The organism is Litchfieldella qijiaojingensis (assembly GCF_014651875.1).
GTDB lineage: Bacteria > Pseudomonadota > Gammaproteobacteria > Pseudomonadales > Halomonadaceae > Litchfieldella > Litchfieldella qijiaojingensis.
Window position 1 is genome coordinate 24,082 of record NZ_BMXS01000017.1, and the last position, 20,102, is coordinate 44,183.

The window sequence follows — 20,102 nt, forward strand, 5'->3', positions numbered from 1 at the left end:
CATGGAGAAGAAGAAATCAGAAAGATGCATGGCTGCCAGGCCGACACCGGCGCTTTTTATCGGCACGCGCCGCGGACCTACCTTGAAGCTAGCCAAGTTGTAAAAGTTGTCAAATTTTATTCCGGAAAACTCATATGCCAGCCTGTTGCATCACCCCTCGAAAACCCGGCGACGAGAATTGCTCAAATGCTCGCGCATGCACAGGCTTGCAGCTTCCGCATCACCGGCGAGAATACTGTCATGGATTCGCTGGTGCTCGTCCTGGACTTCGGGCAGATGATGTGTGGGACGGCGTAAGCCCAAGCCCCGTGCCAGGTTCTGGCCATAAGTGATCGATTCCTTGAGGGAAAGCAACGTCTCGGAGAAGAAGCGGTTGTGAGTCGCCTTAGCGATGGCCAGATGAAAGCCGAAATCGGCATCGACCCCCAGAGCATTATCGCGAATGCGTTGTTCCAGCAGCTCCAATGCACGGCTGATCGCCCTTCTGTCCTCAGGACTGGCATTGAGCGCCGCTAGGCGCGCGGATTCGGTTTCCACGGCGATGCGGAATTCGAAGCAACGCTGGATATCCGCTAGGCTCTCGAGCGGGGCGAACTCGAGCATGGCACGATCGGGACGCAGACAGACGAAACTGCCGGCCCCGCGATGCGAGCGAATCAGGCCATCCTCGCGGAGCTTGGCCAATGCCTCGCGCACGATGGGACGCGATACCCCATGCAAGCTTGCCAGCGTCTCTTCCGACGGCAGGCGTTCCCCTTCACTAAACTCGCGCTTGATGATGCGGTCAACGATATCGCCGTATACGCGATCGCTGAGCTTGAAGGAGCGTCGCCGAGGTTCTTCGGCCAAGGAAAGTGTCATCTGGCCCTCGTCACGGGCGTCATTGCGGGTTGTCATAGGGCTCTCTCTTGCGCTTTCCTACAACATACTCCAGATGCTATTGACGTAACCAATGGGCGAGCCGTGTTAGGCTGAAGGTAGTCGCCCGCCACGTTATCAGTCGAGGACACGCCAGGATGAAGACACCCGCACAACTGCTCGAGACCTTGGTGAGCTTCGCCACCGTATCCCGGGATTCCAACCTGGAATTGATTCGTTTCATCGAGGGCTATCTCGACGAGCATGGCGTGCCCCACCAGCGCATCGAGAACGATGACCATACCAAGGCCAACCTGCTGGCCCGCATCGGCCCCAAGGTCGAAGGCGGCGTAGTGCTGTCGGGACATACCGACGTGGTGCCGGTGGACGGTCAACCCTGGTCGACCGACCCGTTCACTCTGGTCGACAAGGGTGATGGCCGCCTCTACGGCCGCGGCAGTTGCGACATGAAAGGCTTCATCGCCTGCGCCTTGGCCCAGCTCCCCCACTGGGTACAGCAGGATCTTACGCGGCCCATCTATCTGGCCTTCTCCTACGATGAGGAAGTCGGCTGTCTGGGCGCACCACGTCTGATCGAACGCCTGATGGCCGATCATCCCCGCCCCGCCGCGGTGATCGTCGGCGAGCCGACCCTGATGGCGCCGGTAGTGGCGCAAAAGGGCATCACCAACCTGCGTACCACCGTGACCGGTCGCGCCGCCCACTCCAGCCAGATCAACCAAGGGGTCTCGGCGATCCACGTGGCCGCCAGACTGGTCGCCAGGATCGAAGACATCATGGCCGAGCTGCGCGAGGAGGGTCGTGTCGACGAGGCCTTCAATGTCGCCCACTCCAGCTTGCATGTGGGCAAGATCCAAGGCGGTACGGCGATCAACATCATGGCCCAGGAATGTCATTTCGACTGGGAGATTCGCCATCTGCCCCATGACAGCTTCGATGAACTGCTCGCTCGCTTCACCACCTTCGCCGAAGCACTGGAAGCCGAGTTCAAGAGCCGTGCCCCGGAAGCCGGCATTCGTACCGAGCGCCTGACCAGCACCGTGCCCGCACTGGCCGACCGCGACAACGCCGCTGCCTTGACGCTATGTCACGAACTGATGGGCCAGCGCCGCAGCGAAGCCGTGGCCTATGCCACCGAGGCCGGCCAGTTCCAGAGCGCAGGGCTGCCCACGGTGATCTGCGGCCCCGGCAGCATCGCCCAGGCGCATCAGCCGGATGAATACATCGAGATCGAACAGCTCGAGGCCGGAGCCAGATTCATGGAGCGGCTGGGAGAACGACAGCGTCATGGCCAAGCGTGATCGTAGGGGACGATCGTCGGATTGCCCAAATGTTCAACATATGGCAGGTTATGTATAAATCCCATTGGACATAGCGCAATCGTGAAGGACAAGCCGCTCAAGTCGTCGAATCGCCCCAGCATTGCTGAATTCCTGGCCGAAGCCATCTTTTCCGGGAGCTATCAGCCCGGTGACTTCGTACCCAAGGAGATCGATCTTGCCGAGCAGTTCGCTATCAACCGTTCCGCGGTGCGTAGCGACCTGCGGCAGTTGGTGGATGTCGGCATCATCGAGCGTATCTCCGGTCATGGCTCCAAGGTCAGAGAATACGAGGAGTGGAACATTCTCGATCCGGCGGTGACCGACTGGATGACCCGCTATGCCTCCCCCAACCCCAAGATCCAGCGTGAAATCCTTGCCTTCCGTTTGGATGTCGAGCCCTATGTCGCCATGACCGCCGCCAAGCGGGCCAAGGCACGCGACCTGGTCGCCATCGAAGAAGCTTTCGAGGGCATGGGGCAGAACCTGGACAAGGCGAGCAGTCCCGAAGATCGTCGCCTGCACAGCGATTACGATGTCGCTTTCCATATCGCCATCTACAAGGCGACTCACAATATCGTCTGGGCCCAGCTTTCCCACATCCTGCGCCCTTCCATCTACCTGTTGATCGAGATGTCCAATATCAGCGCTACCGATCCCGAGGATAGTCTCGAGCGTCACCGGCAGCTGATGGAGTGCATACGGAGCCGCCGTCCGCGCGAAGCCTTTCTGGCAGCCCAGGCAGTACTCGACGGAACGGCACAGGCGTTGGGCATCGAACCCGGCGAAAGTACCCTGGGTCGGGACCTGGACCTGGTCTGACGTCTCCTAGGCAACGTCCATAGAAAACGAGCGCCTGTGGGTCAGGCGCTCAACCAGCGGCACGCATTGCCGAGAACGTTCAGTGATTATCCCGGGGCGGGCTGACACGCGCTACGTCGCGATATTTCGTCGCCGGCTCCAGCGTCATGCCGCGGTCGAGCGGCTCGACCAGGCTGCGCTGGATCTCTTGCCAAGGGGTCTGATGTGCGGGATACGAGTAGCCGCCCTGGGCTTCGAGATGTTGGCGACGTGCCGCGAGCTCGGTGTCATCGATCAGCACTCGCACCTCGCCACGCTTCAGGTCGATGCGCAACCGGTCGCCACTCTCGAGCAGCGCCAGGCCACCGCCAGTGGCCGCCTCCGGCGAGGCGTTGAGGATCGACGGCGAACCGGAGGTCCCCGACTGGCGACCGTCGCCCAGACACGGCAGCGATTCGATACTGCGCTTGAGCAAGGCCTCGGGCGGCTGCATGTTGACCACCTCGGCACTACCGGGATGCCCCACCGGCCCGACCCCACGCATCACCAGGATGGTAGTTTCGTCGATAGCCAACGCGGGATCGTCGATGCGCGCGTGGTAGTCCTCGGCACCATCGAACACCGCCACCTTGCCTTCGAAGGCGTCGGGATCGGCGGGATCGCTGAGGAAGCGCTGGCGAAATTCGGCAGATATGACGCTGGTCTTCATCAGCGCCGAGTCGAACAGGTTGCCCTTGAGGTTGAGGAACCCGGCGTGCTCGACTAACGGATTGTCATAGCGGCGAATCACCTCGGGATCGAGGGTCTCGTGCCCCTGGGTGTTGGCTGCCAGCGTCTGGCCGTTGACAGTCATCACCTCGCCGTGGAGACGCCCGGCCGCAAGCAGTTCGTGGAGCACCGCGGGCACCCCGCCGGCACGATGGAACTCTTCGGACAGATAGGCCCCAGCCGGCATCACGTTGGCCAGCAGTGGAACCTCGTGCCCCAGCCGCTGCCAATCGTCGTTGGTCAGCTCGACTCCAGCGTGGCGGGCGATAGCATTGATGTGAATCGGCGCATTGGAGGACCCCCCCAGCGCTGAGCAGACTACGATGGCGTTCTCGAAGGCCTCGCGGGTCAGGATATGGCTGGGCCGCAAGTCCTCCCACACCATCGCCACGCTGCGTACCCCCGTCTCGTACGCCACCGCGGCGCGCTCCTTGTAGGGTGCCGGGATCATCGCCGAACCGGGCAGGCTCATGCCCAGCGCCTCGGCCATCGAATTCATGGTCGAGGCAGTGCCCATGGTGTTGCAATGGCCGATGGAGGGTGCCGAATCGGTGGCTCGCGACAGGAACTCGTCGTAATCGATATCGCCGGCGGCCAAGCGCTTGCGCAGTTCCCAGATGATAGTGCCGGAACCGACCCGCTCACCCTCGCGCCAACCATTGAGCATCGGCCCGCCGGAGAGCACGATGGCCGGGATATTGACCGTGGCTGCCGCCATCAGGCAGGCCGGGGTAGTCTTATCGCAACCGGTGGTCAGTACCACGCCGTCCAGCGGATAGCCGTGCAATACCTCGACCAGGCCAAGGTAAGCCAGGTTACGGTCCAGCGCCGCCGTGGGGCGGCGCACGTTCTCGTGGATCGGATGCAGGGGAAACTCGAAAGGCACCCCGCCGGCGGCGCGAATGCCGTCCTTGACCCGCCTGACCAGCTCGATGTGGTGGCGGTTGCACGGGGTCAGGTCGGAACCGGACTGGGCGATACCGATGATCGGCTTGCCGCTGGCCAGTTCGTCGAGGGTAATGCCGTAGTTCAGGTAGCGCTCGATGCACAACGCCGTGGTTGCCGGATGGTCAGGGTTGTCGAACCACCACCGCGAGCGCAACTGGTCGGGGGTGATTCTTGCGTCGGTCGGTCGACTCGTCATAACGGAATCCTGGGATCGTCAGTATTCGGTGGACATCCGATAGGCTGCCGGCATCACGCCGCTCACGCACGGCTTCACCCGAAACAGCCCGCCGGCCAGCCCCTCTTCGTCACGCTCCACAGCCGCGGTGGTAATGAACAACTGATCCAACCGTGGCCCAGCGAAGGTGCAGGACGTCACCCGCGAGGCCGGTAGCGTCAAGGTCTCGTCCAAACCGCCATCGGGCCGGAATCGGCTCACACGACCACCATCCCAGTGCGCGACCCAAAGCCCACCCTCGGCATCGCAGGTCATGCCATCGGGAAACCCCTGGGTCGCGTTGAAGCGAACATGCTCGCGCTTGTTGGACAGTTCACCATCCGGCGAAAGGTCGAAGGCGTAGATGACGCCTAGCGGCGTATCGCTGTGATACAGGGTAGCGCCATCGGGGCTGATGGCCGGGCCGTTGGCGACTCGATAACCGATATCCATGCATACCGGACCGCGTCGATCCAGACGATATAGCGAGCCACTGGGGCGCTCGGCCTCGTCGTCCATGGAGCCGAACCACAGGCGGCTCTGGGGGTCGACCTTGGCATCGTTGAAGCGGTTGCCTGCCGGCTCGCCGGCAGGAGTTGCCAATTCGGCGCCGATATTCGGCCCGCTCTCGCTCAACCGCAAATGCACTAGTCGCGAACGCAGTCCGGCAATGAAGCCATCGCCATCCTCTCGAGGTGCCAGCCAGCAACAAGCTTCCTCCAACGCCCAGCCATGCGTGTCACCGCTGGCCAAGTCATAGGCATGCAGGCGTGCCTTGAGGATATCGACGAACACCAGCCACCCCATGGCGCCGAATTGTGGACACCACAAGGGTCCCTCGCCAAGCATCGCCCGGCCGCGCCACACGCATTCGATCTTCGATGCATCCACCATGGTGCTCAGCCTCAGTGTGAATGACGCGGCACCTCGGCGCCACGCTTGCCGACCAGGAAGTCGAAATCGCAGCCCTCATCGGCTTGCAGTACATGCTCGATGTAGAGCTGACGGTAGCCACCGTCGCTGGCAATGCGACGCGACTTCTCGGTGGGGTCGCTCTCCGCCAGGCGGGCCTCGAGCTCGGCATTGCTGATGTCCAGGTGCAGCCGCCCAGCCTCGCAATCGAGCTCGATCCAATCGCCATCGCGCACCGCAGCCAGCGGCCCGCCGGCGGCGGCCTCGGGTGCCACGTGCAATACCACGGTACCGTAGGCAGTGCCGCTCATCCGCGCGTCGGAAATGCGCACCATGTCGGTCACTCCCTGCTCGAGCAGTTTGGTGGGCAGCCCCATGTTGCCGACCTCGGCCATGCCGTGGTAGCCACGCGGCCCACAGTTGCGCATCACCAGGATGCTGTCGGCATCGACATCCAGGTCGGGGTCGTTGATACGTGCCTTGTAGTGATCGAAGTCGTCGAAGACCACTGCCCTACCCCGGTGCTTCATCAACTCGGAGCTGGCCGCCGACGGCTTGAGCACCGCGCCGCGCGGCGCCAGGTTGCCGCGCAGGATGCACATGCCACCATCCTCGCGCAGGGGATTGTCCAGCGGCCGGATCACCTCATCGTTGTAAAGCGGCGCGTCCTTGATATTTTCCCATAGCGTCTTGCCGTTGACGGTCAAAGCATCCTTGTGCGGCAGGCGATCGGCCTCACCCAGCCGGCGCAGCACTGCAGGCAGGCCGCCAGCATAGTAGAACTCCTCCATCAGGAAACGCCCCGATGGCTGCAGGTCGACGATGGTCGGTGTACCGCGACCGATACGCGTCCAGTCGTCAAGAGCGAGATCGACGCCAATCCGCCCGGCGATGGCCTTGAGGTGGATCACCGCGTTGGTGGAACCGCCGATGGCGGCATTGGTACGAATGGCATTCTCGAAGGCCTGGCGCGTCAGTACCTTGGACAGCGTGAGGTCCTCGTCGACCATTTCGACGATGCGCATGCCGGAGAGATGCGCCAGCACGTAGCGCCGCGAATCCACCGCCGGGATCGCCGCGTTATGCGGCAGCGAGGTACCCAGCGACTCGGCCATGCAGGCCATGGTCGATGCCGTGCCCATGGTGTTGCAGGTGCCCGCCGAGCGCGACATCCCCGCCTCGGCGGCCATGAAGTCGTGTATCGATATCTTGCCTGCCTTGACCTCCTCGGAGAGCTGCCAGACCACGGTGCCCGAACCGATGTCCTTGCCTTGATGCTTGCCATTGAGCATCGGCCCACCGGTGACCACGATGGTCGGCAGGTCACAGCTCGCCGCCCCCATCAGCAGCGCCGGCGTGGTCTTGTCGCAGCCCACCAGCAACACCACAGCATCCATGGGGTTGCCGCGAATCGCCTCTTCGACGTCCATGCTCGCCAGGTTGCGAGTGAACATCGCCGTAGGGCGAAGATTGGACTCGCCGTTGGAGAACACCGGAAACTCCACCGGATAGCCGCCGGCTTCCAACACCCCCTTCTTGACATGCTCGGCGAGCTTGCGGAAGTGCGCGTTGCAAGGCGTCAGTTCCGACCAGGTGTTGCAGATGCCGATGATCGGCTTGCCCTGGAATTCGTGATCGGGAATGCCCTGGTTCTTCATCCAGCTGCGGTACATAAAGCCGTTCTTGTCGGCGCTGCCGAACCACTGGGCGGAACGCAAAGGACGCTTGCGATCGGTCATACACATATCTCCTGCGAGGAAAGCGAATCAGGCGCGCTGGCGTCGGGTCTGCTTCCAGCGGTCGAACATCACCGCCAGCAGCAGGATGGCGCCACGCACCAGGTACTGATAGAAGGTCGGCACATTGAGCAGGCCCATGGCATTCTGCACGCAGCCCATGATCAGCACCCCGACCAGCACCCCGGTGATCGAGGCGACGCCACCGGACAACGCCACGCCGCCCAGTACACAGGCCGAGATGACGGCTAATTCGAGGCCCATCGAGGTATTGGGATCGCCAAGCCCCATACGCGAGGTCAGCAACACACCGGCAATGCCGGCGACAACCCCTTGCAGGCCGAAGACGATGACCTTGAGCCGACGCACGTTGACCCCGGCCAGGGCCGCCGCCTCGGGATTGCCGCCGGTAGCCAGTACGTTGCGGCCGAAGGCGGTCATGTTGAGCAACACGCCGAAGATCACGAAACAGGCGATCATGGTCCACACCGGCAGCGTCAGCCCCAGGAAGGAAGCACTGCCCAGATCGAAGAAGGCCGGTACGGTGATCATCACCGCATCGCCGCCGGAAGTGATGTAGGCCAGACCACGCACGAATTCCATGGCGGCCAGGGTGGCGATCAATGAATTGATGCCGAAGCGTGCCACCACGAAGCCATTGAAGGCCCCCACGGCCCCGCCGGCTACCACGCCTCCCAGTACCCCGATGACGACACTGCCGGATGTCGAGGTCACGACTGCTGCCACCACCCCGGCGAAAGCCACGATGGAGGCTACCGACAGGTCCACCTCACCCAGTGCCAGGACCATCATCATGGTGGTGGCGATGGTGCCGATCAGGGTCACCGAGAGCAGCAACCCGACCATGTTGCGACCGGTCAGGAAGTCGGGAATGAATACGGACAGTGCCACGAACAGCACCACGAAGATGGCGATCAGCCCGGAGGTGTCCAGCAGGGTGCGCAATGGCTTGACCAGTTCCTGGCGTCCCTGGGGCTGCCCTGGAGACTGAAGGTCAGCAGGCGTGCTATCGCCCTGAGCAAGCTTGTTGGTCGTCATGACGTTGTCTCTTCATTGTTGTCTTGGCGTAAGGATTCAGGCAGGTAAGGCCAGCCCCAGCAGACGTTCGGGGGTCGCCTCGTCACGCGGCACGATGTCGACCAGGGCGCCATCGCGCATCACGCCGATGCGATCGCAGATCGAGCTGACCTCGGCCAGGTCGCTGGAGATCACCACCACGCTCTTGCCCTGCTCGGCCAGGTCATAGAGCAGGGTGTAAATGTCGCGACGCGCGCCGACATCGATGCCTCGCGTGGGTTCGTCCATGACGAACAGCTCGATCTCCTCGGACAGCCAGCGAGCCAGGATCACCTTCTGCTGATTGCCACCGGACAGGGTGTTGATACGGGTCTTTGGACCCGGCGTCTTGATACTCAAGCGACGGATATAGTCTTCGGTGTTGGCAAGTTCACGACGCGGGTTGCGGAACATGCCCCAGCGCTTGAAGAAGCGTCGGCAACTGACGTTGAGGTTGTCGGTCACGCTGGCGACGGGAAAGATCCCCTGCGACTTGCGATCCTCTGGACACATGGCGATACCGGCACGAATGGCTTCCGACGGGCTCTTGAAACGCCGAGGCTCACCGCCGAAGCGCACCTCTCCCGCGCGGGGCGTTTCCACGCCGCATACCAGGCGCATGAGCTCGCTGCGGCCGGCACCAACCAAGCCAAAGAGTCCGAGAATCTCGCCCCGCCTGATACCGAAGCTGACTGGAGCATTCACGCCTCGTCCTTCGATAGCGTCGATTTCGACCATCACCTCACCTTGCTCACGAGTGCGATAGCCGTAGACGTCTTCGATATCCCGGCCCACCATCTCGCTGACCAGAGTGTCGTGATCGAGGGCATCGAGATTGTCATGCGTGCGGATGTGTCGACCGTCACGAAACACCGTGACCGCATCGCACATCTCGAAGACTTCCTCCATGCGATGGGTGACATAGAGCACTACCCGCCCTTCATCGCGCAGGCGCTTGACAATGCGCTTGAGTTGGCGCGTTTCCTGCACTGACAGGCTGCTGGTCGGTTCGTCGAAGGCGATCACGCGGGCATTGCGCAACAGGGCGCGCCCGATCTCGATCATCTGCTGTTGGCCGATGGACAGGTCACGGACCTTGGTGGAGGGGTGGATATCTTCCTCCCCAAGATCCTTGAGGATCCGTAGCGCCTGCTCACGCAGCCGCCGGCGATCGATGAAGCCCCGCTTCTCCGGGAGTTGCCCGAGCAGCAGGTTCTCGGCCACCGACATGTTCGGCGACAGCGTCAGCTCCTGATAGATAATGGCAATGCCCTGGCCCAGTGCCTCCCTGGCATTGAAGAACACATGGCGCTCGCCATCGATCCACAAGGCGCCTTCGGTCACGCGGTTGACGCCACTGAGTACCTTGAGCAGCGTGGACTTGCCGGCACCGTTCTCGCCCATCAGCGCATGTACCTGGCCGGCATGGGCGCCGAAACTGACGCCATCGAGGGCACGCACACCGGGAAATTCGACACTGATGCCATCGAAACTGAGATAGGGGTTAGACATGATCTTGCACTCCAGAACGAGGACTTGTCTCAAACCTGCCTGCGGCTCGACCATACGGCGTTAAAAATCAGCTCAAAATGCTCATTTACAACCACGTAAACTCTGCTTTCTCGCTGATTTTTGCCTTGTCTGGTCCTCGCTCGGCGACTTTTCAGACAAGCCCTGATGCCCGGGCGGTCGACACCCGGGCTCCCAGGCTCACAGGCCGAGCTCGTCGCGTACGCTCTGCCAGTTGTCACGGGTCATCAGGGTGCCGCTGGTTTCGGTGTTGGCGGGCGGCTTCTCACCTTCGGTAATCCAGGTGTAGAGATCTTCCGCCGTCTGGCGACCATGCATGGTGGAACTCACCGCCACGGTGCCGTGGAAACCGGTGGGATTTTCACGCGAGAACTCAGCGAAAGCGGCACCTGAGCCGTTGATGCCGACGCCGATCACATCCTCGGCCTTGAGGCCGTACTGCTCACTGGCCCGCACGCCGCCGAGCACGCTCTCCTCGTTGAGTGCATAGATGACCCAATGTTCGAAGTCACCGTTCTTGGAGATCACCGGCGAAGCCGCCGAGAAAGCGCTGCTGGTATCGGTGTTCTGTTGAGGTGCATCCAGGATGTTGGCTTCGGGGAATCCCCACGCCAGTAGCGCATCGGAGGCACCGTCGGTGCGCTCCTTGGCGGTGGGCAGTTCGTAGTTGGTGATCCGCAACGCGGCGACTTCCTGCGGATCCCAGCCACGCGCCTCCATCTCGGCGGCAATTGCCTCGCCGACCTGCTGGCCGATCTTGTAGCCGGACATCCCCAGGTGAGGCACCTCTTCGATGGGTTCGCCATCACTGCCCACGAAGCGATCGTCGACGGTGACCACCTTCATCCCGTACTGATTGGCACGGTTCATGATCGCCGGACCCAAACGTACGTCCGGCGGGCAGATGACGAAACCTTGGGCTCCTTGGGAATTGAGGTTGTCGATGGCGCTGAGAACTTGTTGGCCGTCTTCGCCCGCCAGTCTCACCACTTCGAAGCCCATCTCCTCGCCAAGCTCGGTCGCGGCACGCTGCTCGTTGATGAACCAGGCTTGCTCGGGCTTCTTGACGATGAATCCCATCTTGACCTCATCCTGCGCTTGAGCGCTGCCCAAAGATGCAAGCGCCACTGCAGCGCCGAGCGCCAGGCGTGAGAAAGCGGAAGTGAATGGCATGATCTTCTCCTGTCGGCTTCGAACCGGGGATTGTTGTTGTCGGCAGCGCTACGATCACCGCTGCATGTTTCACGCCCTACACTAGCCAGCGGATCTCATAACCAACCAATGTCAAAACTCATCACCTTTGATATCTTTTTGCATATCACTCAACCAAGAGAGCCGCTGCCATGGGGGTTCTGCCCGACGACTGGTTTCTACGCGTGCGACTAAAGTTGCGCCATCTGCAGCTGTTTCTGGCCTTGGACGAGCAGCGCAACCTGCATCGCGCTGCTGCCAGGCTAGGCATGAGCCAACCGGCGGCTTCCAAGATGCTGGGAGATATCGAGTCTCAATTGGGCGTGAAGCTTTTCGACCGCCATGCCCGGGGCCTGGCCCCCAACTGGTATGGCGAGATCATGGTGCGTCATGCCCGCACCATGCTCTCCGAGCTGCGCCATACCGGCGAAGAACTGAACGCGCTACGCGAGGGCAATGCCGGGATGGTGGCGGTTGGCACCGTGATGGCACCGGCCGTTACCTTGCTGACCAGCGCCATCGAGCGGGTTCACCGCGACCGGCCGGGGCTCAAGATCAACGTCGACGTGGATGTCAGCAAGGTGCTGATCCCGCGTTTGCTGGAAGGTGAATTCGATTTCGCCATCACACGCATTCCCGCCGGGTTTCCGACGGAACGTTTCGTGTTCGAGGAAATCGGCGAGGAAGATATTTGCTTCGTGTGCCGGGAAGGCCACCCCCTGACGGGGCGCTCTCCCCTGACCCTGGAGGACATGGCGGCCTATCCGTGGTCGCTTCAGCCTCCCGGCGCCCTGATGCGCCAGCGGGTCGACAGCCTGTTTCTGCACCACGGGGTATCCCCTCCGTCACAGATCGTCGACACCCCAGACGTGCTGGTATCCCTGGCACTGGTCGACAAGTCGGACACCATCACCGCCACCACCCGCGAGGTAGCAGGCTTGCTATGCGCGCCGCAGCGCTTTCGCATCCTGCCCTTGCAGGATGCGCTCAGCGTGCAGCCCTATGGGCTGGTGAGCTTGCGCGATCAGCACCTATCGCCAGGCGCCGGCGCTCTGATGAGTACTCTGCGAGAAATCATTGCCCATCAGCGCGCGGCAAGTGCGGAATGAATTCACTCCACGAAGGCATCCACCGTCTCGCGCCGCCCAAGGAGAAAGGCATCCGCGACATGGCGCAGCGGCGCGACATCGACATCGGAGACTCGGCCGGTGACCAGCTCAGCAAAATGGTCATACATTTCGGGATATTCCCGCTCCTCGGCCTCGAGCACGACCTGCCCGTCGATGACCAGTCGGCTGCCACCCTGGGTCAAGCTCAGTCGACCGTCCTCGGTATCGACATGGATATCCCAGGTCTGGGGACCAGTCTGACGGAAGTCGAAAGCTGCCTGGATCGGCGTCTCTTGCGCATCGCTGAAGGCCAGCTCGGCGGCAATCGGCGTCTGACAGTTGCTCGGTACGGCAAGCCTCGCTGAACGCAGAAAGAACGGTTGCGGCAGAATCTCGGTGACGATGGACAGGGCGTTGATTCCCGGATCGAAGACCCCCATGCCACCGGGCTCCCAGATCCATGCCTGGCCCGGGTGCCAGACCCGCACGTCTTCCTTCCACTCGATCTCGATGCGATGAATTTCTCGTTCGGCCAGCCACTCCCGTGCCTGGGCCACACCAGGAGCGAAGCGTGAATGCCAGGCCGCAAACATCGGGCAGCCCCGCCGCTCGGCCAGCGCCTCGAGATCCTCGACCTCGCTCAGCGTGGCACCAGGCGGCTTTTCCAACAGCACCGCCTTGCCATGCTCCAAGGCGAGCCGCGCCTGGGAGTGGCGCAGATGCGTCGGCGTGCAAATCGCCACCGCCTGCAAATCCGGCACACCATCGAGCATGGCCGCCAGTGAGTCATAGCCGTCGATACCTTCCAGGCGGGTATACGGATCGGCGGTCGCTACCAAGCGAAAGTCAGGACTGGAGTCAATGGCCGGCAGGTGCTGGTCACGTGCGATCTTGCCAACCCCCACCAGGCCGATATCGATGCTACTCATACGGATAGCCTGTCGTTGTAGTGAGAGGGGCATTCTGAGGCCAATTCATGGCCCGCGTAAAACGCGACACTACTAAAGTATATGTTGAACATGATTCATATATGTTCAACATTCAGAAGCGCTCAAACGACGTGACGATGATTAGAACAACACATCCATCCCCCATTGGAGGCACCAATGCTCAACCTCAAGAGCCGCATTCTCCTGACCGGTTCGGCACTGCTGCTGGGCCTGTCCACCGCCCAGGCGGCAGAATACGAATGGAAATTCCAGGCCTCGGAGACTTCCGGAGAACCGAGCTTCAAGATCAAGCAGGAATGGGCCGAAAAGATCACCAGGATGACCGACGGCCGCGTAGAGATCGAGGTGATGCCAATCAATTCCGTGGTTGGCCCCACTGAGACCCTGAGCGCCGTCAGTGCCGGCATCCTCCAGGGACACATGACCGATCCCAGTTATTTCTCGGGCCAGGATCCGGCCTTCGGCATGCTGGGCAATCTGGTCGGCGCCTGGCAGAACCCCTATGACTTCCTGGAGTTCATGAAGCACGCTGGTGGCGAAGACCTCTACAACGAGTTGGTCGAGCCCTACGGCGTACACCTGATCGGCGCGGCGACCTTCCCCCTGGAGTCGGTGCCCTCCACCGTGCCCATCGAATCCCTGGAGGACTTCCAGGGTCTGAAGATTCGCGCACCGCAGGGCATGGTCTACAACATCTTCGAACGTATCGGCGCCACCCCGGTCAACCTGCCCGGCTCCGAGGTGTACACCGGCCTCGAGAAAGGCGTGATCGACGCCGCCGACTCCACGGTACTGTCCAACAACGACGCCATGGGTCTGCATGCGTTCGCTCCCTACCCGCTGTACCCGGGCTTCCACTCCATGCCGATGATCGCGGTGTCGATCAACAAGGACATCTGGGATGGCCTACCCGAGGAACTGCAGACGACGCTCAAGACAGCCTTCGACGGCATGGCCTATGACCTGATTGCACGTCTCAAGCAGCAGGACATCGAAACCCTGCAGAAGCTTCAGGAAGATTCTGATGTGCATCCCTTCGACCTGCCCGCCGAGGAACGCAAGAAGTTCCGCACCGCGGCAGAGCAGGAGTGGCAGGAATGGGCCGGCGAGAACGCGATGACCCAGAATATCTATGACTCGGCCACTGCCTTCCTGCGCTCGCGCAATCTCCTCTGATCGCGATCGACATCAACCGACCGCGGGTCGCCAGTGTCACTGGCGACCCGCGTCACGCGTGGAAACGTAGCCTTGTCCAACACGACACCGCTTGACCAACGATGATGAATCCCCCTTGCGAGGAATCCTCCATGCGCTTGATTCAATGTGACTACCAAGGCCAGGTGCGAGCCGCTCTGGTCGAAAACGAGCAACAGGTCAGGCTGCTCGATGCTGACACCTACACTCTGGCCCATCGCGCTATCGCTGCCGGCAAGCCGCTCAGCGACATCGTCGAGTCATCGGTGACTGACACGCGGCTCGACTACCAAGCCTTGATCGACGAACGTCGTCTGCTGCCGCCACTGACCCATCCGGACCCGGCACATTGCCTGGTCACCGGCACCGGCCTGACCCACCTGGGCAGTGCCGATACCCGCGATGCCATGCATGCCAAGACGCAGGTCGACGACGCCGAGTTGACCGACTCCATGCGCATGTTCAAGCTGGGGGTGGAGGGCGGCAAGCCCGCATCCGGCGAGACAGGTGCCCAACCGGAATGGTTCTACAAGGGCGACGGCGACTGCATCGTCGCCCCCGAGGCTGCGATCCCAGTGCCTGCCTTTGCCGAGGATGCCGGCGAGGAGCCGGAACTGGCTGGTCTCTACGTGATCGGCGACGACGGTACGCCCTGGCGGGTCGGCTATGCCATCGGTAACGAGTTCTCCGACCACGTCACCGAGCGCTTCAACTACCTATGGCTGGCACACTCCAAGCTGCGTGCCTGTAGTTTCGGCCCGGAATTGTGGCTCGGCGAGCTGCCCGACCACCTGGAGGGCATAAGCCGCATCGTGCGCGATGGCGAGACCCTATGGGAAAAACCATTCCTGACCGGCGAGGCCAACATGGCGCACAGCCTGGCCAACTTGGAACACCACCACTTCAAGTACACAAACTTCCGCCGCCCCGGCGGCGTGCACGTGCATTTCTTCGGCACTGCAACCCTGAGTTTCGCCGATGGCATCCAGACTCGTGACGGCGACCGCTTCGAGATTGGTCTGCCCGTCTTCGGGCGCCCGCTGCGCAATCCACTACGCTTTGAACCGGATGCCCCCGCTATCGACATTCATGCACTCTGAGCACCAGGAGTTATCCATGACACTGCAAGGCAAGCTACTGATCGGCCAGCGCACCGTCACCGGCACCCGAGCCGAGATCCAGGCCACCGACCCGGCCACCGGCAAGCCCCTGACGCCAGTCTACCCCGGGGGCGGCGAAACTGAGGTCGACCAGGCTTGCGCCCTGGCCGAAGACGCCTTCGCCACCTACCGCGAGACCTCGCTGGAGGAGCGCGCCGTGTTTCTGGAGACCATCGCCAGCGAGATCGAGGACCTCGGCGATGACCTGATCGAGCGCGCCATGTTGGAAACCGGCCTGCCCCGCGCGCGCCTCGAGGGCGAGCGCGGCCGCACCTGCGGCCAGCTGCGCCTGTTCTCCTCGGTAGTGCGCGCCGGCGAATGGCTCGACGTGCGAATCGATCCGGCGCTGCCTGAGCGCCAACCGCTACCCAGGGTCGACCTGCGCCAGCGCCACGTCGCCCTGGGCCCCGTGGCGGTGTTCGGCGCCAGCAACTTCCCGCTGGCCTTCTCGGTGGCCGGCGGCGACACCGCCTCGGCGCTCGCGGCCGGCTGCCCGGTGGTGGTCAAGGGCCACTCCGCGCATCCCGGCACCTCGGAACTGGTCGGCCGCGCCGTGCAGGCCGCGGTGGCCCAGTGCAAGCTGCCCGAGGGCGTGTTCTCGCTGCTGTTCGGGGCGGGCAACGAGATCGGCCAGGCGCTGGTCGCCGACCCGCGCATCCAGGCGGTGGGCTTCACCGGCTCGCGCCAGGGTGGCACTGCGCTGATGCAGACGGCGCAAAGCCGCCCGCAGCCGATCCCGGTCTACGCCGAGATGAGCTCCATCAACCCGGTGCTCCTGCTGCCCGAGGCACTGAAAAACCGCGGCAAAGCGATCGCCGAGGGCTTCGTCGCCTCGCTGACGCTGGGCGCCGGACAATTCTGCACCAACCCCGGGCTGCTGCTTGGCGTCAAGGGGCCCGAGCTCGACGCCTTCCTCGCCGCCGCCGGCGAGGCGGTCCAGGCCAGCACCGCCCAGACCATGCTCACCCCGGGCATCCACGGCGCCTACCAGGACGGCGTCGGCGCGCTGGCCGGCCATCCACGGGTCCGCGAAGTGGCTCGGGGCGAGGCCGGCGACGGCCCCTATCAGTGCCAGGCCGCGCTGTTCGCCGCCACGGCGAGCGACTTCCTGGCCGACGAGGCCCTGCAGGCCGAGGTGTTCGGCGCCAGCGCGCTGGTGGTCGAGTGCGCCGACCTCGCCGAAGTGCAGCGCGTCGCCGCCCACCTCGAGGGCCAGCTCACTGCCACCCTGCAGCTCGACGACGGCGATCGCGACCTCGCTCGCCAGTTGCTGCCGATACTGGAGCGCAAGGCCGGCCGGATCCTCGCCAACGGCTGGCCGACCGGGGTCGAGGTGTGCCATGCCATGGTCCACGGCGGGCCCTACCCGGCGACCTCCGACGCGCGCACCACCTCGGTGGGCTCGGCGGCCATTCAGCGTTTCCTGCGCCCGGTGTGCTACCAGAACCTGCCGGCGGGGCTGCTGCCCGAGGCTTTGCAGGACGGCAACCCGCTGGGCGTGAGCCGGCTGGTGGATGGCAAGCGCGAGGTGTGATGCCACTGGCGAGACACAAACCTTAAGAGCCCGCGGCCTGTCGCCGTGGGCTCTTCATCGCTAGGATGAGGAGCGACTCTATTCCGCAGCTCGTGCGGGAACCTTCCACCAGGAAGGTTCTGATAAATCAACGAGCAGCATCAACCGGAGCATGGGGCATATAGGAGCTCACCGATGCAACAACCATTACAAATCGGCGTTATCGGCACCGGCATCATGGGCGCGCCAATGGCCATTCGCCTGGCCAAGGCGGGACATCGGGTACGTGCTTGGAACCGCACCGTGACCAAGGCCGAGGCGCTTGCCCCGCAGGGAATCGATGTCGCCACGACTCCCACTGAAGCCGTCCATGAAGCTGATGTGGTTATCGTCATGCTCAGCTCCGGACCTGTGTGCGATGAGATCATCATGGGCGAGGATGCGATCCTCGATGCGATGAGACCGGGGAGCACGCTGGTAGTGATGAGTTCGATCCCGGTGGAGACGGCACGGCGTCAGGCCGAGGCCGCAGCAGCACGCCAGATTCGTTACCTGGATGCACCGGTATCCGGCGGAGAGCAAGGCGCCAAGGAGGGAACCCTGGCGATCATGGTCGGCGGCGAAGCCGCCACGTTCGACGACATCAACCCCGTCCTCGAGTGCCTGGGCAGACCTGTGCATGTCGGACCGTCGGGTAGCGGGGAACTGGCCAAGTTGGCCAACCAGATGATCGTCGCCAACACCATCGCCACTGTCGCCGAAGCACTGCTGCTGGCCGAACGGGGTGGCGCCGATCCAGCCCGGGTCCGTGAAGCCTTGATGGGTGGCTTTGCCGATTCGGCGATCCTGAAGGCGCACGGCCAACGCATGATCGATGGCGACTTTCGCCCCGGCGGCCCCGCGAAATGGCAGCTGAAGGACACCCAGACCGCCATGGCACTGACCAGCGAGCTTTCACTGGATCTGCCCGTTTCCAAACTGGTCGACGGCCTTTTCGAGTCACTCGTCGCCAATGGCGACGGTGACCTCGATCACAGTGCCTTGATTCGGGAGCTGAGGCGCCGCAACGCGCTACCTCTCTAGCCCTTACCCAACCCGCAATGCTAACGCCCTCGTCCAGGCGATGAGGGCGCTGGTCAACAAGTTGACCGACTCACCAGGCATGCTAAAGCTAAGAGACGACGGTGACATGTCGAGCATACCTGGAGTCGAAGATGACACTGGAAGGCAAGTTACTGATCGGTCAACGTGCCGTCAGGGGCAGTCAGGTCGAGATTCGAGCCATCGACCCTACCATCGGCGAAACCTTGACGCCTGCCTACCTGGGGGCCAGCAAGGCCGATGTCGAGCAAGCTTGCGCCCTGGCCGAGGAAGCCTTCACCACCTACCGAGAGAGTTCGCTCGACGAGCGTGCCACATTTCTCGAGACCATCGCCAGCGAGATCGAGGCCACCGGTGATGAGTTGATCGAGCGCGCCATGGCGGAAACCGGCCTGACCCGCGCGCGGCTCGAGGGCGAGCGCGGCCGCACCTGCGGCCAGTTGCGGCTGTTCGCCAGCGTGGTACGCGCCGGCAAGTGGCTCGACGTGCGCCTCGACCCGGCACTGCCCGAGCGCCAGCCACAGCCCAGAGTCGACCTGCGTCAGCGCCATGTCGCCCTCGGCCCCGTCGCCGTCTTCGGCGCCAGCAACTTCCCACTGGCCTTCAGTGTGGCCGGTGGCGACACCGCCTCGGCACTCGCCGCCGGCTGCCCGGTGGTGGTCAAGGGGCATTCCGCCCACCCCGGCACCTCCGAGCTGGTCGGCCGCGCCGTGCAGCGTGCCGTAGCCAAGTGCAGTCTGCCGGATGGCATGTTCTCGCTGCTGTTCGGATTGGGCAACGAAGTCGGCCAGGCGCTGGTCGCCGATCCGCGTATCCAGGCGGTCGCCTTCACCGGCTCGCGGAGTGGAGGCACGACGCTGATGGCCACCGCCCGATCACGACCACGGCCGATCCCGGTGTATGCCGAGATGGGTAGCATCAATCCGGTATTCCTGTTGCCCGGTGCTCTCGAGCACCATGGCGAGGATATCGCGGCGAGTTTCGTCACGTCGTTGACCTTGGGTGCCGGGCAATTCTGTACCAACCCTGGGCTGATAATCGGTATCCAGAGCCCGGAATTGGAAGCCTTCATTGACACCGCTAGTATGAGAGTGACCGAGAGTAACGCCCAGACCATGCTCTCGCCAGGCATCCATGGCGCCTATGAGCATGGCGTGGAGGCGCTTGCTGCCCATCCCCATGTGCGGCAGGTGGCACGTGGCCAAGCCGGCAGTGGCTCCCATCAAGCTCGGAGTGGGCTATTCGTGACCAGTGCCAGCGACTTTCTCGCCGACAGCGCCCTGCAGGCCGAGGTATTCGGCCCCAGCGCACTGGTGGTCGAGTGCGCCGACCTCTCAGAAATGCAACGTGTCGCTGCGCATCTGGAAGGCCAGCTTACGGTCACCTTGCAAATGGACGCCGGCGATCTCGAAGTGGCCCGCGCGCTGCTGCCAATGCTCGAGCGCAAGGCCGGGCGGGTGCTCGCCAACGGCTGGCCGACCGGCGTCGAGATGTGCCATGCCATGGTCCATGGCGGGCCCTTCCCGGCAACCTCCGATGCGCGCACCACCTCGGTGGGCTCGGCGGCCATCCGGCGCTTCTTGCGCCCGGTGTGCTACCAGAATTTGCCAGAGCACTTGTTGCCCGAGTCGCTCAAGGATGATAACCCGCTGGGTGTGACCCGGCTGGTAGACGGTAAGCGCGAAGTCTAGCCAACTTGA

16 protein-coding genes are annotated in these 20,102 nt (G+C 63.1%); 8 read left to right on the forward strand and 8 right to left on the reverse strand.

Annotation, left to right across the window (positions count from 1 at the left end):
• Positions 1 to 150: 150 nt before the first annotated feature.
• On the reverse strand, positions 151 to 897 hold the full coding sequence (locus IE093_RS15405) for a FadR/GntR family transcriptional regulator (RefSeq protein ID WP_229803632.1): 747 nt from the start codon (positions 895 to 897) through the stop codon (positions 151 to 153).
• Positions 898 to 1,016: 119 nt separating this feature from the next.
• On the opposite strand from IE093_RS15405, the gene argE reads away from it, so the two are divergent.
• Together argE and IE093_RS15415 are read left to right on the forward strand one after the other, a co-directional pair.
• Positions 1,017 to 2,180 carry an acetylornithine deacetylase gene (gene argE / locus IE093_RS15410; RefSeq protein WP_189470713.1) on the forward strand — a complete coding sequence of 388 codons (1,164 nt, stop codon included), beginning with the start codon at positions 1,017 to 1,019 and terminating at the stop codon, positions 2,178 to 2,180.
• Positions 2,181 to 2,261: 81 nt separating this feature from the next.
• Complete coding sequence (locus IE093_RS15415; protein WP_189470715.1) at positions 2,262 to 3,020, forward strand: FadR/GntR family transcriptional regulator; 759 nt, start codon at positions 2,262 to 2,264, stop codon at positions 3,018 to 3,020.
• Positions 3,021 to 3,099: 79 nt separating this feature from the next.
• On the opposite strand, the gene IE093_RS15420 is transcribed toward IE093_RS15415, so the two are convergent.
• The 6 genes from IE093_RS15420 to IE093_RS15445 form a co-directional block, all read right to left on the reverse strand.
• On the reverse strand, positions 3,100 to 4,911 hold the full coding sequence (locus tag IE093_RS15420; protein ID WP_189470717.1) for an IlvD/Edd family dehydratase: 1,812 nt from the start codon (positions 4,909 to 4,911) through the stop codon (positions 3,100 to 3,102).
• An 18-nt stretch (positions 4,912 to 4,929) separates the two neighbouring features.
• Positions 4,930 to 5,823, reverse strand: coding sequence for an SMP-30/gluconolactonase/LRE family protein (locus IE093_RS15425; protein WP_189470719.1), 894 nt, complete (start codon positions 5,821 to 5,823; stop codon positions 4,930 to 4,932).
• An 11-nt stretch (positions 5,824 to 5,834) separates the two neighbouring features.
• Entirely contained in the window at positions 5,835 to 7,580 is a 1,746-nt protein-coding gene (locus tag IE093_RS15430; RefSeq protein WP_189470721.1) for an IlvD/Edd family dehydratase, read from the reverse strand.
• 27 nt (positions 7,581 to 7,607) lie between these two features.
• Complete coding sequence (gene araH, locus IE093_RS15435) at positions 7,608 to 8,636, reverse strand: L-arabinose ABC transporter permease AraH (protein WP_189470723.1); 1,029 nt, start codon at positions 8,634 to 8,636, stop codon at positions 7,608 to 7,610.
• A gap of 36 nt (positions 8,637 to 8,672) precedes the next feature.
• Entirely contained in the window at positions 8,673 to 10,166 is a 1,494-nt protein-coding gene (araG, locus tag IE093_RS15440; protein ID WP_189470724.1) for an L-arabinose ABC transporter ATP-binding protein AraG, read from the reverse strand.
• A 198-nt stretch (positions 10,167 to 10,364) separates the two neighbouring features.
• The gene (locus IE093_RS15445) at positions 10,365 to 11,357 is read right to left on the reverse strand and encodes an arabinose ABC transporter substrate-binding protein (RefSeq protein ID WP_189470726.1); all 993 of its coding nucleotides are present in this window, start codon (positions 11,355 to 11,357) and stop codon (positions 10,365 to 10,367) included.
• A gap of 170 nt (positions 11,358 to 11,527) precedes the next feature.
• On the opposite strand from IE093_RS15445, the gene IE093_RS15450 reads away from it, so the two are divergent.
• Entirely contained in the window at positions 11,528 to 12,484 is a 957-nt protein-coding gene (locus tag IE093_RS15450; protein ID WP_189470728.1) for a LysR substrate-binding domain-containing protein, read from the forward strand.
• Between the two features lie 2 nt (positions 12,485 to 12,486).
• Here the strand turns inward: IE093_RS15450 and IE093_RS15455 are convergent, their stop codons facing one another.
• The gene (locus IE093_RS15455; RefSeq protein WP_189470730.1) at positions 12,487 to 13,413 is read right to left on the reverse strand and encodes a Gfo/Idh/MocA family protein; all 927 of its coding nucleotides are present in this window, start codon (positions 13,411 to 13,413) and stop codon (positions 12,487 to 12,489) included.
• 177 nt (positions 13,414 to 13,590) lie between these two features.
• Between IE093_RS15455 and IE093_RS15460 the strand changes: the two genes are divergently transcribed.
• The 5 genes from IE093_RS15460 to IE093_RS15480 all read left to right on the forward strand — a co-directional run bounded on the left by IE093_RS15460 (position 13,591) and on the right by IE093_RS15480 (position 20,093).
• Positions 13,591 to 14,610: a TRAP transporter substrate-binding protein gene (locus tag IE093_RS15460; protein WP_189470732.1), complete on the forward strand. Its 1,020-nt coding sequence runs from the start codon at positions 13,591 to 13,593 to the stop codon at positions 14,608 to 14,610.
• A 131-nt stretch (positions 14,611 to 14,741) separates the two neighbouring features.
• Positions 14,742 to 15,728, forward strand: a complete 987-nt coding sequence (araD1, locus tag IE093_RS15465; RefSeq protein WP_189470734.1) for an AraD1 family protein — start codon at positions 14,742 to 14,744, stop codon at positions 15,726 to 15,728.
• A gap of 16 nt (positions 15,729 to 15,744) precedes the next feature.
• Positions 15,745 to 17,322, forward strand: coding sequence for an aldehyde dehydrogenase (NADP(+)) (locus IE093_RS15470; protein WP_189470735.1), 1,578 nt, complete (start codon positions 15,745 to 15,747; stop codon positions 17,320 to 17,322).
• Positions 17,323 to 17,496: 174 nt separating this feature from the next.
• Positions 17,497 to 18,384 carry an NAD(P)-dependent oxidoreductase gene (locus tag IE093_RS15475; protein WP_189470737.1) on the forward strand — a complete coding sequence of 296 codons (888 nt, stop codon included), beginning with the start codon at positions 17,497 to 17,499 and terminating at the stop codon, positions 18,382 to 18,384.
• 131 nt (positions 18,385 to 18,515) lie between these two features.
• Positions 18,516 to 20,093, forward strand: a complete 1,578-nt coding sequence (locus IE093_RS15480) for an aldehyde dehydrogenase (NADP(+)) (RefSeq protein ID WP_189470739.1) — start codon at positions 18,516 to 18,518, stop codon at positions 20,091 to 20,093.
• The last annotated feature ends 9 nt before the right edge of the window (positions 20,094 to 20,102 follow it).